This is a genomic window from Actinomadura syzygii (assembly GCF_008085905.1).
Taxonomy (GTDB): Bacteria; Actinomycetota; Actinomycetes; order Streptosporangiales; family Streptosporangiaceae; genus Spirillospora; species Spirillospora syzygii.
In genome coordinates this window covers 542,701-557,057 of record NZ_VSFF01000001.1, presented here as the reverse complement: position 1 = coordinate 557,057, position 14,357 = coordinate 542,701, and the positions used below count along the sequence as shown (strand labels likewise).

The following is a 14,357-nucleotide window of genomic DNA, read 5'->3' as shown; positions in this document are numbered from 1 at the left end:
ACCGCCGCTCATCGGACGTCCGCCAGTGTCATCGGCGGTGTGTGCAGGTAGGTGAGGGACGGGCTGCGGCCGACCGTCTCGCCCGCCATCTCCAGCGCGTCCGCAAGCGTGGACGCCGCGCGGAACCCGAACCGCGACGCGACCCGGCGGTCCGCGCCCACGCAGATGACGTCACCCAGGTGCGACAGCGCGTGCGCACCCCAGTACCACATGTAGAACGGGTGGACGCCGTGGTAGGCGTACGAGTTCCGGTACAGGTGGATGTACCAGGGGTCGGTCGCGTACTGCTCCTCGAACTTCGTCTCGATGGTCGCCGGGTCGATCGTCTGCGTCAGCACCTCCTCGTAGAAGTCGATGTACGAGGGGTGGTGCAGCGGATGGAACTCGGCCTTCATCGGGTGGTACATGATGAGCGCGCCGCCCTCCCGGACGAGCGGCTTGTTCTTGTACATGTTGAAGTAGTAGCCGAGCCCCAGGCTGTACACGAGGATCGGGTTCATCACCGAGTTGACGTTGTAGGGGCACAGGTACGGCAGCCCCAGCATGAGGACGTCCGACTGGCCCTGCACCTCGGTGAGCTGCTGCCGGTGGACGTTCCCGAGCGTCTTCTCATGGACGAGGTCCGTGGCCCCAGCGTGCACGCCCGTCACGCCGTAGGGGGCGCGCATGTTCTGCCACACGCGGTGCCGCGCCCCGGCGGGCGCGAGGTCGTTGGCGCGCTTCCCGGCCAGGAACTTCGCCTGGTCCTTGAGCGTCCACTCCCATTCGCGCTTGTTCAGGAACTGGAACGGCGACGGGAACACGTCGTTGTTGACCGTGCACTCGATGTGGAACACCCGCACCGACTCCGACAGCAGCGAGTGCATCCGCTCGTAGGAGTGGTGCATCGCCGAGTTCGGCGGATCGTTGAACGACCGCGAATGCCGCAGCGTGTGGACGTTGTGGTGATGCCGCAGGCTCTTGTACGACGCGAGCCCCACCGACACGGACTTCGCGCCGCCGCTCATCGCGACCAGCGTGATGTTCACGTACACGATCAGGTCGCTCTGCGCGGCCCGCGAGTTGATCTCGACGTCCTCGCCGTGCCGGGTCTGGCCGAGCGAGGTGAGGTTGTCGCGGTCCTCGGCGTCGTGGTTGCGGAGCCGGTCCGGCCAGAAGGAGTTGAACACCCGCTCGCCGACGATGTGCTTGATCTCCGCCGGGGTCATCCGGCGGTGCAGCGCGTTCCCGGCGAGCAGCTCGACGTCGTCCACCCCGGCGTTGGCGGCCATCTCCAGGACCTGCTCGATGACCCGCTGCCGGACGTCCGGCGCCTGCATCGGCGGGAGCGGCAGCGACAGGTCGTCGAACACGATCGTCAGCCGCATGCCCGAGTGCAGCAGCTCCGGCAGCGGCTCGCTGCCGAGGGGGTTGAGCAGCGCGTCCTCGATCCGCCGGTTCACGTCGCGGATGCCCGGTAGCGAATCCGGGGGATAGATCACCCGAGTGCCGAGCGGGAACCGTTCCAGCCGGAACCCCTCCCCCTCGTGCACCAGCAGCGGGGGCGTCCGCTCGTCCACCTCCAGCACGAGTCCCGGTCTGCTCATCCATCGGCTCCTTCGCGGTCGAGATGGTCGGTGTCACCGGTCGAGGCGGTGTCGCTGGTTGAGGTGGTGGTGCTGGCTGAGGTGGTGGTAGAGCGGGTGTGGGCGGGGAGGGCAGCGGGTTCGGCGGAGTCGCCGTTCTGCGCGTACCGGTCGCCGTTCCGCGGGTCGAAGGCGATCTTGACGCTGCCGGAGCGCCCGGCGGACAGGGCGTGCGACAGCGCGTCCCGCCAGCGGGTGAGGGGGTAGACGCTGTCGACGAAGCCCGCGAGGGCGTCGTGCGAGGCGAGGTCGAGCGCGGCGCCGAAGTCGTCCGCGCCGCGGCTCGCGTAGGAGCCGACGATGTTCAGCTCGCGGAACCAGGCGGGCGTCAGGTCGGCGGGCTTTCCCGGCATGCCGGACAGCAGCACCGTCCCGCCGCCGCGGACGAGCCGCAGCGCCGTGTCGAGCCCCTCGCCGCCGGTGCACTCGACGACGATGTCCGCGCCGCCGAGCAGGTAGCCGGGGCCGAGCTCCGGCCGGACGAGCGACCCGCCGGTGATCCGGCGCAGCCCGCGCAGCGCGGCCTGCGGCGCGATCGTCTCCGTCGCGCCGAGCGCGATCGCGCGCCGCCGCTGCCCCGGATGCCTCGCGATCACGGTGATCGGCCCGGCCGGGGTCAGCTCGCGCAGCGCGAGCACGGTCAGCAGCCCGACCGTCCCGGCGCCGACCACGACGATCGACGTGCCGCGCGGCACGTCGATGCGGCGCACCGACCGGACCGCGCAGGCCAGCGGCTCCGCCAGCACGGCCCGCTCGGACGGCAGCGCGTCCGGCACCCGGTGCAGCTGGCTGCGGTGCGCGACGAGCCGCTCCGACCAGCCGCCGCCCGTGTCGGCGCAGAACCCCGTCTGGAGTCCGGCGGAGATCCGCCCGGCGTTGACGTGGTCGCACCGGTTCTCGTGCCCGCTCGCGCAGGACGGGCAGGGGCCCGTGCCCCGCGCCCGGCACGGCAGCACCGGGTCGATCACGACGCGCGTCCCGGCGCGGAGGTCGGTCCCGTCGTCCATCCGGACGTCGTCCATCAGCTCGGCGAGGACCTCGTGGCCCGGCACGAACGGCATCGACGTCAGCGGCCCCAGGTAGGGGGACACCTTGCCCGCCGCCATCGCCAGGTCCGACCCGCAGATCCCGGACAGGATCGTCCGCAGCCGCACCCAGCCGGGCCCCGGCATGCTCGGCACGGGCCGGTTCGTCAGCCGCAGCGGCGCCAGCGACGGCACCGCCGCGGACCGCAACCGCCCCGGCAACCGCGCCGCCGCCAGATACCGCGCAGGCGACCGGTGATACTCCAACGCCAGGATCATCGGGCTCCGCCCTTCTGGGAGGCCCCCGCGAGGGCCGCGTCGAGGAGGGTCGTGACGGCGCCGGAGTCGCCGTCCCAGTCGGCGATCGACCAGCGTTGCCGTTTGGCGTGCCGGTACAGGCGGGCGTCCGGGTTCACGGCGACGGGATGCCCGACCTGCTCCAGCACGGGACGGTCGGAGTAGTGGTCACCGTACGCCCAGCTCCCGGCGAGGTCGATGCCCTCCTTCTGCGCCCAGGCGCGCACCCACGCGGCGCGGGCCTCGCCGATCAGCGGCGGCTGCTCGAAGGTGCCGGTGCAGCGTCCGTCGACGACCCGGAGCCGGGCGGCGAGGACGTCGTCGAACAGCGTGCGGAGCGGCTCGACGAACACGTCCACGGCGCCGGTGAGCAGGACGGTCCGGTGCCCGGCCGCGCGGTGCCGCCGGATCCGCCGGATCGCCTGCGGCCACGCCCGGCGGAGCAGCACGTCCGACAGCCGCTCCTGCGCGAGCCTGCGCAGCTCCGCCTCGTTCGCGCCCTCGTACCGCTGGACGAACTCGCGCAGGAACTCGCCCCGGTCGCGGTGCTCGGTGCGCAGGTAGCGGGGCACGCTCCGCAGGACGGGCAGCATCGTCTGCGGCCACGCCTTCAGCGGGGCGTCGAGCAGCCGCGCCCACAGGTGCGCCTCGACGACGTCGGACGCGACGATCGTCCCGTCCAGGTCGAAGACGGCCGCGACGTCGGCGCGCTCCTCGAACACGATCGGCGGCGGCGCCGGACGTCCCGCCGTCAGGATGGGCTTCGGCTCCCGGACGGGCGGCGGCACCCCCCGGAACGCGGCCGTGACCGCGGCGCAGTGCACGTCGCGGAGGTAGTACGCCCAGTCGATGACGGCGGAGTCGCAGCCCGCGTCGTCCGGCAGCGAGGCGTCGAGCGCGAGGGTGGCGGAGTCGGCGTAGACGACCTCGGCGGCGCCGTACGCGCCGTACAGGTCGCGGTAGCGGCGCAGCATCCGCACCTCGCGGCCCTGCTTGTAGAGGTTGCGCTGCCAGCCGCGGGTGCGGTCCCCGCTCGGCAGCATCAGCAGGGCCTTCTCGGCGAAGTCCATGGCGCGCTCGGCGGTGCCGAGCATCTTGTCGGCGCGGCCCTCGCTGAGCAGCGTCACATCGCGCGGGCGGATCGCGCCGCGGCCGTCCGTGCCGGGCAGCGGGTGCTCGTCGAAGTACTCCTGCACCAGCTCGATGAGCCGCTGCAGCGTCAGCGGGTTCCGCGCCCCGGACCCCACGTGGTAGTAGGCGGGGCTGCCCGGCTCGGGCGGCGTGGCCGCGGCGGCGAGCAGCGCGTTCACGACCAGGTCGACGGGGATGATGTCGACGATGCCGTCCGGGATCCCGGCGAGCGCCCGGAGCATGCCCTGCCCGTAGGCGAGGATCAGCGGGTCCGCCATCTTGAACCCGTCGATCCAGCCCGGGTACGGGTGCCGCAGGCTGCTCTCCACGATCGCCGGGCGGACGATCGACAGCGGCACGTCGTGCGCCGTCTGCTCCGCCGCGCGCTCGCCGAGCGCCTTGGTGAGCGTGTAGACGTCCGGCCAGCCGAGGCTGCGGGCGCGCTCCCGGCCGTAGGCGATGAGGCGCTCGTCGACCTCCTTGCGGCGGCGCTGCTCGGTGTCGGCGGCGACGGCGGTCGGGCCCGCCTTGCCCTGCTCCTTCAGCGCGGCGGCGCGCAGCCGTCCGAGGACCTCGGGACGCCGCGAGTCGCGCTCCACGGCGCGCCGCGCCTCGACCGCGCACTCCAGCTCCGTCGTCCAGTCGATGTCGTGCTGGAGGGACGTCTCCGCGACGATCCCCTTCTTGGAGCCCGCGACGTACGCGGTGGACACGTGCACGATGTGCGGCTTCTTGCCGCCCCGCTCCCCGGCCCGCCGGACGGCGTCGTACAGGTCGACCGTCCCGACGACGTTGGTGCGGAACGCGTCGTCGATCGGCGGGTCGAACGACACGATCGACGCGCCGTGGATGACGACGTCGATGTCGTCCGGCAGTTCGGGGACGGAGTCGGTGAGGTCGGCGGTGACGACCCGCACCCGCTCGCGGACGGTCGCCCGCGCCGCGTCGTCCCCGACCCGCTCCCGCCAGGACCAGAACACCGGCTTGTCGATCAGCTCGTCCAAACGCTGCTCGGCGGTCATGCCGGGACGTTCGCGCAGCACCGCGACGACGCGGGTGTCCGGATGCCCGGACAGGACGCGTTCCAGCAGAGCCTGCCCGATGAACCCCGTGACCCCGGTGAGCAGAACGGTTCGTCCAGCGAGGCCGTCAGTCATGCGGCACGCTCCCTGTGTACGCCGGCGTGGGCCGACGCCCAGTCGGAGGCCATCTGCGGTATGCGGTGGCGCGGCACGCGCTCCGGCGACCGGCGCCGCGCGTCGCTGAGGATGCGACGCAGGGTGTCGCACGGCATCGGGTCGTCGCCCATCACGGTTGGTCGACCGTCCCGGAGGAGGGCGTCGACCGTCCGGAGGAGGGCGTCGACCGTCCGGGAGAGGGCGTCGACCGTCCGGAGGAGGGCACGGGGCGGTCAAGGTCGAAGTCCTGCGTCATGCCCGGAACGCTAGGCACGGAAGGGGAGCGGCGAATCCGTCATGTGACGGGCCTCTTCCGTCGTGCTCCCCGCGGCGCTGAACGGCACTTCCGCGACGAGGGTGAAACCGCCCTTGCCGTCCGTCCCGGCGGACAGCGAGCCGCCGAGCGCGCCGGTCCGCGCGGTGAGGTTCGACAGGCCCTTCCCGGTGCCCGGGTCGGAGCCGGTGTAGGACGGCGGGATGACGCCGTCGTTGCGGACCGTGAGCCGCACCACGCCCGCGTCGACGGCGACCGTCACGCCGCAGTGCTCGGGGTGCGCGTGCCGCAGGACGTTCGTGACGGATTCGCGCAGTACCGCGGCGAGCACCCCGTCCACCGGGGACGACGGCGGCAGGTCGGCCGCGTCCGGCAGGTGGACGTGGACCTCCGCACCCGCGGCGGAGAGCGCGGCCCGCGCGGAGACGGCCTCGTCCCGCAGGGAGAGCGACCGATCCTGCTCGGCGACGGCGCGGGCGTCCGCGCGGGACCGCTCGGCAAGGTCCGCCAGCTCGCCGATCTCGTTCGCGGCGCGGGACGGGTCGGCCGTCACCAGCCGCCGCGCCAGCTCCGCCTTCACCGTGATGGTCGACAGCCCGAGGCCCAGCAGATCGTGGACGTCGCGGGAGATGCGGAGCCGCTCGTGCAGCGCCGCCATCCGGGCGAGCCGCTCGCGGGCGACGTCGACCTCGCGGGCGAGCATCGGCAGCCGGTACAGCGCGTACACGACCACGCCGATCTGCACGGAGATCGCGCACGTGTAGAGGTAGGAGAGCGTCCCGTAGGAGGCCCACAGGGCGGGCAGGCACCACCCGAGGATCGTCAGCGAGAACAGGATCCACGCGCGCCGCCCGCGCGACACGAGCAGCACCGACCCGGACGCCAGGCACGCCATCGTCGCCCATTCCTTGCCGAACGCCGCGTACGGGACGAACACCAGGAGCGCCTGCGCGAGGAGCGTCCACGCCCCGCCGCGCGGCCGGTGCCCGCGCAGCACGGTCGAGGAGTGCCGGAGCTGGAGCACGGTGATCACCGCCGCGACCGCGACGGCCGCGCCGGTCGCGGGCCACGACCCGCCGGTCTCCGCGTACACGTTGACGACCTGCTGCCAGGCGAGGCCGAGGGTGAGGAACATGAGGATCGTCCAGGCGAGGCGCGACTGCGTCACTCGTCCCGGACGCTGCCGCCGCGCGGACGGCCCCTGCAGCGCCCCGACGATCGACCGGACGTCCGTCGCCGCCCGCCGCGCGGTGCGCGCCACCTCGTCAAGGTCGGAGCGGGCTCCGGCCGCGTCGGTCTGGAGCCGGTCGCGGGCGCGGCGGCTCACCTCCTCGATCTTGACGAGCGCGGCGCCGAGCACGGCCCGCAGGCTGCCCGCCGCCTCCAGCCGCTCGCGCGCCGCCGCGGCCGCCGCGAAGCGCTCCCGCGTCGCGTGCAGCTCCCGGACGAACCCCGACAGCCGCGTGATCGCGTACATCGAGACGCCGACGTTCACGGTCGTCACCATGCAGAACGACACGTCGCGGGCCGTCCAGCCCTGGTAGTAGCGGAGCAGGCCCTCGGCGGCGGCGACCAGCCCCACCATGAACCACGACAGCGGTGGCCGCAGCAGAAGCAGCATCGATCCGGCGAGGAACCCGCCCGCGACCGGATACCAGTCGTTGCCGAACACCAGCAGCGGCAGCAGCGCCAGCGCCGTCTGCACCGAGAGGTGCGTCCAGATGACCCACCGGCGCGGCTGCTGCGACCGGGGCCCGTACAGGACGAGCAGCCACTGCACGCCGAAGATCCCCGTGATCACGAGGGTCGCGGACAGCAGCATGTGCGTCGGCCCGGTCTCCGCCTGCTTCACGACCCGCGTCTGCAACATCAGGACGAGGTACATCCCGGTGATGGTGCGCGCGAACAGGGGAGTCCTGCCCGCGTGGCCCCCTGGCCCCGCCGGCTCGTCCCGTCCCGACTTCGTCACGCTCCGCTCACCGGCCCCCCAACGCCGTCCCATCGGATGATTAAACGACGGGACCGCTCGATCAAGGGAAATAAGCGGGCGAATATTTTTTTGTGGCGGGGACGTCAGGCGGTCCGGTCCGCTCCGGCGGCCCTCCCCCCTGACGCGGCTCCGACCGGGACTTCGGCCGGGACGTGCCGGTGCAGCTCGGCGCGGGACGCCACGCCGAGCTTCGGGAACGCCTTGTAGAGGTGGTAGGCGACGGTCCGGTGGCTGAGCCGCAGCCGCGCCGCGATCTGCCGGTTCGTCGCGCCGGTCATCGCCAGCCGGACGACCTGCATCTCCTGCGCGGTGAGGCGTCCGGGAACGTCGTCGGGCCCGGACGTCCGCACGCCCTGCCCGGCGGCGCGCAGCTCGCCGCGGGCCCGCTCCGCCCACGGGACGGCGCCCAGCCGCTCGAAGACGTCCAGCGCCGCCTTCAGCCGCGCCCTGGCCTGCGCGCGGCGCCGCGACCTGCGCAGCCACTCCCCGTAGAGCAGCTCGGTGCGGGCCCGCTCGAACGGGCGTCCGCCCTCCCGGTGGGCGGCGAGCGCCAGGTCGAAGTGCCGCTCCGCCTCGGCGGGGTCGGCGGTGAGCAGCGCCCGGCAGCGGGACGCGACGCCGTCCGCCCAGGGGTGTCCCGCGTCGCGTGCGAACGCCTCCAGGCGGGCCATCGCGTCCGCGCCCGCCGTGGGGCGTCCCGCCGCGACCGCCGCCTCCACGGTGTCGGCCAGCGCGAGCACCCCGGGGGGACCGGGCGTGTCCGGACGGGCGTCGCGGAGGTGCTCCAGGGCGTCCTCGGGACGGCCCAGGCCGAGCGCGAGCAGCCCCAGCGCATCGCCGACGCCTCCCTCGGCGGACAGCGCGTGGCAGCGCACCTCGTCCCCCTCCATCGCCGCCTGCCGCGCCTGAACGGCCCGCGCCTGGGCGGCCCGCGCTCGCCCAATCCGCGCCGCCGCCTGCCGCCGCCGTCCCGCCGCCTGCTGCCCCTGTCCCGCCGCCTGCTGCCCCTGTCCCGCCGCCTGCTGTTCCTGCCCCGCCGTCTGCTGTCCCTGTCCCGCCGCCTCGGCGGCCTCCAGTGCGTCCCGGGCGAGGGCCCGCGCCTCGTCGTGCGCACCGTCGAACAGGCGCGCCCACGCCTGGACGGCCAGCCCGCGCGGGACGGGCCCCGGCGTCCCCCGCTCCCGGCACCGCGCGACGAGCCGCGCGGACGCCTCGGCGGCCGCGTCGTCGTCCCCCGCGAGCAGCGCGACCTCGGCGGCGAGCAGCCGCAGCCGCTCGTCGCCCGCCGTCCCGTCCTGGGGCAGCCCGGCGAGGACCCGACGGGCTTCCGCCACGTCATCGTCGAGCAGCGCACCCAACGCCTCCGCCAGCCCACTCGTGGGGCGTGCGGTGTTGGCGGTGATGTTGGTGGTGTTGGCGGCGGTCTCCGTGAGGCGTTCGCGCGCCCGCACGGCCGTGTCCCGATCACCGCACGACCACGCATGCAGGACGGCCTCTTCCAGCAACCGCGCCCTGATCTCCGGCTCGCTGTGATCGCGGGTCTTCTCCATCAGCAGCCGAGCGGCCGCCTCCGGGACGCCGTGCTCCGCCTCGACGCCCGCCCGCACCAGCTCCGCCCGTGCCCTCGTCTCCGCGTCGCCGCCCCGGGCGGCCTCGTCGGCGAGCGTCCGCGCCTTCTCCGGGTTCCCGGCGGCGAGTTCGGCCTCGGCCGCCGCGGCCAGTCGGCGGGCCCGCACCCCCGGTTCCCCGGCGAGCCGCGCGGCCCGCTCGTACGCGAACGCCGCGACGGCCGGGCCAGCGTGGTGCCCGGCACCGTCGTGCCCGATGTCGTCCGCCGCCGACTCCAACTCGGCGGCGACGGTCTCGTCCGTGCCGAGCGCGGCGGCGGCCAGGTGCCGGACGTGCAGATCCGCGTTTCCCGCCCGCGCGTGCACGGCGGCGAGCGCCCGATGCACCGCGATCCGCCGCGTGACCGGAACACCCTGGTACGCGGCGGCGCGAGCCAGCGGATGCCGGAAGCCGATCGACGTCCGGGTGACGGACACGATCCCCGACTCCTCCGCCGCCTCCAGCGCGTCCAACGGCACGCCGAGGCCCCGCGCCGCACGCACCACCACGCCCGGCTCACCCGTCTCGTCGGCCGCGACGGCGGCGAGCAGCAGCCGCACGGGCTCGTCCAGCTCGCGAACGGCACGCCCGAACTCCGCCGGAACGCGCGCCAGCCGTCCCGACCCGGCCGCGGCGAACGCGGCGAGCGCCAGCGGATTCCCACGCGCCTCCCGGACGAGCTCGTCACTGTGCTCGCAGTCGGCCCTGTATGCGCAGTCGGCCCCGTGTTCGCAGTCGGCCCCGTGTTCGCAGTCGGCCCTGTGCTTGCAGTCGGTCCTGTGCTCGCGGTCGTCACTGTGTTCGCGGTCGGCCCGGTGTTCGTAGTTGGCGCTGTGTTCGTAGTTGGCACTGTGCTCGCGGTCGGTGCTGTGCTCACAGCCGACGCCGAGGTCGTTCAGGAGAAGGCGAGCGTCGTCATCGTCGAGACCGTCCAGGCGCAGCTCCGGCAGGCCGGTGCGCAACCGGTCGTCCCGCGTCGCGATGAGGAACACGATCGGATGCGACGCCGTCCGGCGCGCGGCGAAGAGCAGCGCGTCCGCCGACTCCCGGTCGAGCCACTGCGCGTCGTCGATCAGGCAGACGAGCGGCGTCTCGTCCGGCCGGGCGAGAAGCGACAACACTGCGAGCCCGACGAGCAGCCGATCCTCGGGACACGGCCGAGCCAGCCCCAGCGCCGCCCGCAACGCCGCCGCCTGCGCGGCGGGCAGCTCATCGACACCGCCGGGAACGCCGCCGAGCAGCAAATGCAGAGCCGCGAACGGAACCCCGGCCTCCGCCTCAACCCCGCCGCCCCGCAGCACGCGCAATCCGGCCGCCTGTGCCTCAGCGTGGTTGAGCAGCGCGGTCTTCCCAATCCCCGCCTCCCCGCGCAGGATCAGAACACCACCACCCGCCCCGGCCCGCACCCGGTCAAGAACCCGGTCGATCGCGGCGACTTCTTGAGCCCGCCCATAGAGCAGGCCGCCCGCCGCCCCACCGCCGCTGACACAGCCGTCACCCACCATGCCCCGGAGCGTGTCACCCCCCGTTCCCCCTGCCCAGTGCGGCGCACACCGATCCACATATGAATCGCCCGCAGCTCAACCCATGCATTCCTCACACCCCCTCCAAACAAAGATCTTCCTCACACCCACCCCACGCGCCCGGCTCCACACCCACGCGCCCGGCTCCACACCCACCTGCCGTCCACACCAGCCCACCGCCCGCACGCGTCCAGTGACCGCCCAACCTCGCGTGGCCGCCCAACCCCGCCTACTGCTCACACCCGCTCGGCCATCCACGCCCGGCTATCCGGTCGCCGTTCACTCCGCAACGCCTACTGGTAGGCCGCTCACGCCCGCCCGTTGTCCGCGCCCGCCCGTTGTCCGCGCCCGCCCGTTGTCCGCGCCCGCCCGTTGTCCATGCCCGCATCTTTGGGGGCCGCTCACGTCCGTCTGCCGCCCATGTCCGCTCCTCTCCCTGGAAATCCGGCCGCTGCTCACTCCGCCGCGCCCACCTGTAGGCCGCACTCCTGCCGTTCACGTCCGCCCGGTGCGCATGTCCGGCTGCCGCTCGCTCCCGCCGCGGGCATAGAGCGTCACCACGGCGATCACGACACAACTGAGAGTCATGGTGCGACTACATCACGCGCCTCCGACAGAACTCGGCTAGCGGCGTGTGTGGGCCGGGCGGCGGGCGGTCGCCGTTCGGTAGACGACCGCGCCCGCTGCGCATGCGGCGATCACGGCGAGGAGGGTGAGTCCGGCGCTGCCGTCCGAGGGCTGCCGGATCGCCGCCGCTGCCGCCGCCGCATCTGGTGGGCACCTACGCCCGTCTGCTGCTCCGAACACGCCCGTTGTTAACACCTGCTCGCCGCTCATGCTCGGCGGGTCGCTCACACCGACCCGCTGCAGGCCGGGGCCCGCCGCATCTCAGGCCGGGACGTTGTTCAGGCTGGCTGAAGGGTGGAGTTGGCGGCGGGGCAGGCCGGGGCAGGAGTGGGGTGGGTTGGTGGGGTTAGACCCAGCCGAAGTCGCCCGCTATGCGTACGGCGTCGATTCGGTTGCGGGCGTTCAGTTTGGTGATGCAGCTCGCCAGGTAGTTGCGGACGGTTCCCACCGTCAGTCCGAGGACGAGTGCGATGTCGTCCACGTCGGCGCCCTCCGCCGCGAGCCGCAGGACCTGCGCCTCCCGGGGGGTGAGCGGGCTCTCCGGCTGGCGCAGCGCCACCAGCGCGAGCTGCGGGTCGACCACCTGTTCGCCCGCCGCGACCCGGCGGATCGCGGCGGCCAGCTCGGCGGGCGGCACGTCCTTCAGGACGAACCCGTGCGCGTGCGCGTCCAGCGCTCGCCGCAGGTCGCCTGGACGGCCGAGGCCCGTCAGGATCAACACCCGGCACTCCGGCAGCCGCTGGTGCAGTTCGGCGGCGGCCGTGACGCCGTCCATGCCGGGGAGGTCGACGTCGAGAACGGCGACGTCCGGTTGGAGCCGCAGTGCCGCCCGGACGATCGCGTCGCCGCTGCCGAGCTCCGCCACGACTTCCAGGTCGGGTTCGAGGTCGAGCAGTCCGGCGAGGGCGCCGCGCAGGAGCGCGACGTCCTCGGCAAGCAGGATCCGGATCGTCCCGGACGCTGAACGTTTCTCATCGGGACCGTCCGCGGAGGCATCGGCCATACGCACCTCCCGAGGATGAAAAGCGTTCACCGATTCCGCCGGTGCCCGGGAGGAGTCGCGGTCCAGGCCCGCCATCGTCACGTCCTCCAGGATCAGGCGTCCGGGGACTTCCGCTGGTCGCGGAAGACCGCCCTGATGAACAGTTCGGTGTGTCGCAGCGCCCGCTCCCGGGCCTCCTGCCGTTCTCCAGGCGCGGCATCGGCGTGCAACCACAGTAGCCGCGCTTGGCCGATCGGCCCGAACAGAGCCCAGGCCAGGTCGGCTGGACGGCCGAGATCGGACGGTATCCGCCCCGTCTCGATCCATCGCTCGAACAGCGAACCCGTCTCCTCCATGGACGCGGCGATGGTGGCGCCCATGGCCGCGCTGTGCACCAGGCCGTCCCGGACCATCAGGCTGATGAAAAGCCGTCCGCTCGGCGAGTCCCAGGCGTCGAGGACGTGCTCGACCAGCGCGCGGATGTAGCCCGCCGGGTCGCGGTCGGCGAGTTCCGGGTCGAGGCTCTCCTGCCCGGCGACCAGGCCCTGCGGCCCGAGCTTCGCGACGGCGGCCTCGAAGATGTCCTGCTTGCTTTCGAAATGGGCGTAGAGCACGCTCTCGCTCAATCCGACCTCGCGGGCGATCGCGCGGATCGACGTGCCCGTGTACCCCTTCTGCGCGAAGAGCCGCAGCGCCGCCTCGACGAGCGCCGCCTTGGTGTCCCCCGCCTCCGTCTTCGGGGGACGTCCCGGACGCCGGTGTGCCCGGCCCCCCGACTTCATCGCCACGTCCTGCTACCTCCTCGGTCCATGAGACCAGCGTGCCGGACACCCCAACGAAAGTCCCACCAGATCCCCCGGCAAACGCCCGACCGAAGCCCCCACTACTTGGTGGGCCTGTTGTGCGCGTTGGTCACGTGCTGGTGGCGGGTTCGGGGGCGGTGGGCGTCATTGTTTCGCGTTGTTTCTGTGTCCTCTTTGGCGCGAGGAGCAGGGCGATCCCCGCTGCGGCCCAGAGTCCGAGGACGAGTAGGGGACGTCCGAGTGCGTTTCCGTGGAAGTAGACGACGTTCCGCACCGCGCTGATGGCGGCCGAGGGCGGGAGCCATTCGCCGCACGCCGCGTACCACTGGGGGATGAAGTGGGGCCCCATGGGTCCGCCGCTCGCGGGGAGTCCGATCGGGACGAGCAGGAGGGCGGTCAGTCCGGCTCCGGGTGGTCCGGCGGCGCGCAGGGTGCCCGCGGTGAACGAGGCGACCGCGAACACCAGCAGGGAAGTGACGCCCCACAGCGCCCACGGAGCCCCGGCCAGCGCGCCGAGCATCGCGTCCGCGACCAGGACGTTCGCTCCACCGAGCACGACCGACCCGGCGAGGAGCAGCGCGAGCCGCCGTCCGACCCCGGCGGTGGGAACGGCGAACGCGAACAGCACCGCCATGATCACGGCTGGGATCGCCGTGGTGACGACGAAGAAGATCGACGAGATGCCGTTGTTGTCGTCGGACGGGAGCGGCACGACGTCCTCGACCGCCACCTGTATCCCGGCGGCCTGTCCGAAGCCCTGGAAGACCTCGGTCAGTACGCCGTTCTCGATTCTGCCGTTGGCTCCCGCGACGATCAGCCGTGCTCCCTGGCCCTGTCCTACGACGCTGCCGTCGCCCAGGACGAAGACGGCGTCCACGTCGCGGTTCAGCAGCGCGGCGCGTGCCTTGTCCTGGCTGGCGTAGGCGGTGAGGTCGAACGCGCCCTTTTCTTTCCGGTCCAGCATGACGCCGAGCCGGTGGACGTCGGTTTCGGGCGCGACCACGGCGACGGGGACGTCGTGCGGCCGGGTGTGGTGCAGCGCGCCGAGGAACGACCCTGCGAAGACCATCCCGATCAGCGACGCGACCACCATCACGATGACGGGCTTGCGCCTCTCATGCATCACTGCCACCTCTCCTGAAGGTTGTCTCGGTTCTCCCGACTCCTCCTGAGCTAGAAAATAATCGCTCGTTCGATTAATTTCCAGCGGCGGAGCGGGCCGTGATGCGGGCGGTGGGCATGAAGCTGGTCACATGGCGGATTCGCGCGGCCCCGAGGCTTTCTAGATTCGGCT

At 72.9% G+C, this 14,357-nt stretch carries 8 protein-coding genes; all 8 read right to left on the bottom strand.

The annotated features are described in order from the left end of the window. Positions 1-8: 8 nt before the first annotated feature. Positions 9-1,586, bottom strand: coding sequence for an NPN-dependent hydroxyacid isomerase, LarAH14/15/16 family (larAH, locus tag FXF65_RS02760; protein WP_187412048.1), 1,578 nt, complete (start codon positions 1,584-1,586; stop codon positions 9-11). After that, positions 1,583-2,929: a zinc-dependent alcohol dehydrogenase gene (locus tag FXF65_RS02755; RefSeq protein ID WP_148348058.1), complete on the bottom strand. Its 1,347-nt coding sequence runs from the start codon at positions 2,927-2,929 to the stop codon at positions 1,583-1,585. The genes larAH and FXF65_RS02755 overlap by 4 nt, the downstream gene beginning before the upstream one ends. After that, entirely contained in the window at positions 2,926-5,235 is a 2,310-nt protein-coding gene (locus FXF65_RS02750; protein WP_148348057.1) for an HAD-IB family hydrolase, read from the bottom strand. The genes FXF65_RS02755 and FXF65_RS02750 overlap by 4 nt, the downstream gene beginning before the upstream one ends. Positions 5,236-5,522: 287 nt before the next feature. Then, a complete protein-coding gene (locus FXF65_RS02740; protein WP_148348055.1) occupies positions 5,523-7,532 on the bottom strand; it encodes a sensor histidine kinase in 2,010 nt (669 codons plus the stop codon). A 71-nt stretch (positions 7,533-7,603) separates the two neighbouring features. Next, the gene (locus tag FXF65_RS45765) at positions 7,604-10,633 is read right to left on the bottom strand and encodes a helix-turn-helix transcriptional regulator (protein ID WP_187412047.1); all 3,030 of its coding nucleotides are present in this window, start codon (positions 10,631-10,633) and stop codon (positions 7,604-7,606) included. Between the two features lie 991 nt (positions 10,634-11,624). Next, complete coding sequence (locus FXF65_RS02720; protein WP_148348054.1) at positions 11,625-12,281, bottom strand: response regulator transcription factor; 657 nt, start codon at positions 12,279-12,281, stop codon at positions 11,625-11,627. A gap of 92 nt (positions 12,282-12,373) precedes the next feature. Continuing rightward, positions 12,374-13,042 (bottom strand): TetR/AcrR family transcriptional regulator, encoded by a 669-nt coding sequence (locus tag FXF65_RS02715; protein ID WP_148348346.1) that lies wholly within the window; start codon positions 13,040-13,042, stop codon positions 12,374-12,376. 130 nt (positions 13,043-13,172) lie between these two features. Further along, complete coding sequence (locus tag FXF65_RS02710) at positions 13,173-14,186, bottom strand: ABC transporter permease (RefSeq protein WP_148348053.1); 1,014 nt, start codon at positions 14,184-14,186, stop codon at positions 13,173-13,175. Positions 14,187-14,357: the final 171 nt, after the last annotated feature.

Bases quoted from the DNA above. Each gene is read 5' to 3' on its own strand.
- larAH (WP_187412048.1), bottom strand. From the start codon at position 1,586: ATGAGCAGACCGGGACTCGTGCTGGAGGTGGACGAGCGGACGCCCCCG.
- FXF65_RS02755 (WP_148348058.1), bottom strand. From the start codon at position 2,929: ATGATCCTGGCGTTGGAGTATCACCGGTCGCCTGCGCGGTATCTGGCG.
- FXF65_RS02750 (WP_148348057.1), bottom strand. From the start codon at position 5,235: ATGACTGACGGCCTCGCTGGACGAACCGTTCTGCTCACCGGGGTCACG.
- FXF65_RS02740 (WP_148348055.1), bottom strand. From the start codon at position 7,532: ATGGGACGGCGTTGGGGGGCCGGTGAGCGGAGCGTGACGAAGTCGGGA.
- FXF65_RS45765 (WP_187412047.1), bottom strand. From the start codon at position 10,633: ATGGTGGGTGACGGCTGTGTCAGCGGCGGTGGGGCGGCGGGCGGCCTG.
- FXF65_RS02720 (WP_148348054.1), bottom strand. From the start codon at position 12,281: ATGGCCGATGCCTCCGCGGACGGTCCCGATGAGAAACGTTCAGCGTCC.
- FXF65_RS02715 (WP_148348346.1), bottom strand. From the start codon at position 13,042: ATGAAGTCGGGGGGCCGGGCACACCGGCGTCCGGGACGTCCCCCGAAG.
- FXF65_RS02710 (WP_148348053.1), bottom strand. From the start codon at position 14,186: ATGCATGAGAGGCGCAAGCCCGTCATCGTGATGGTGGTCGCGTCGCTG.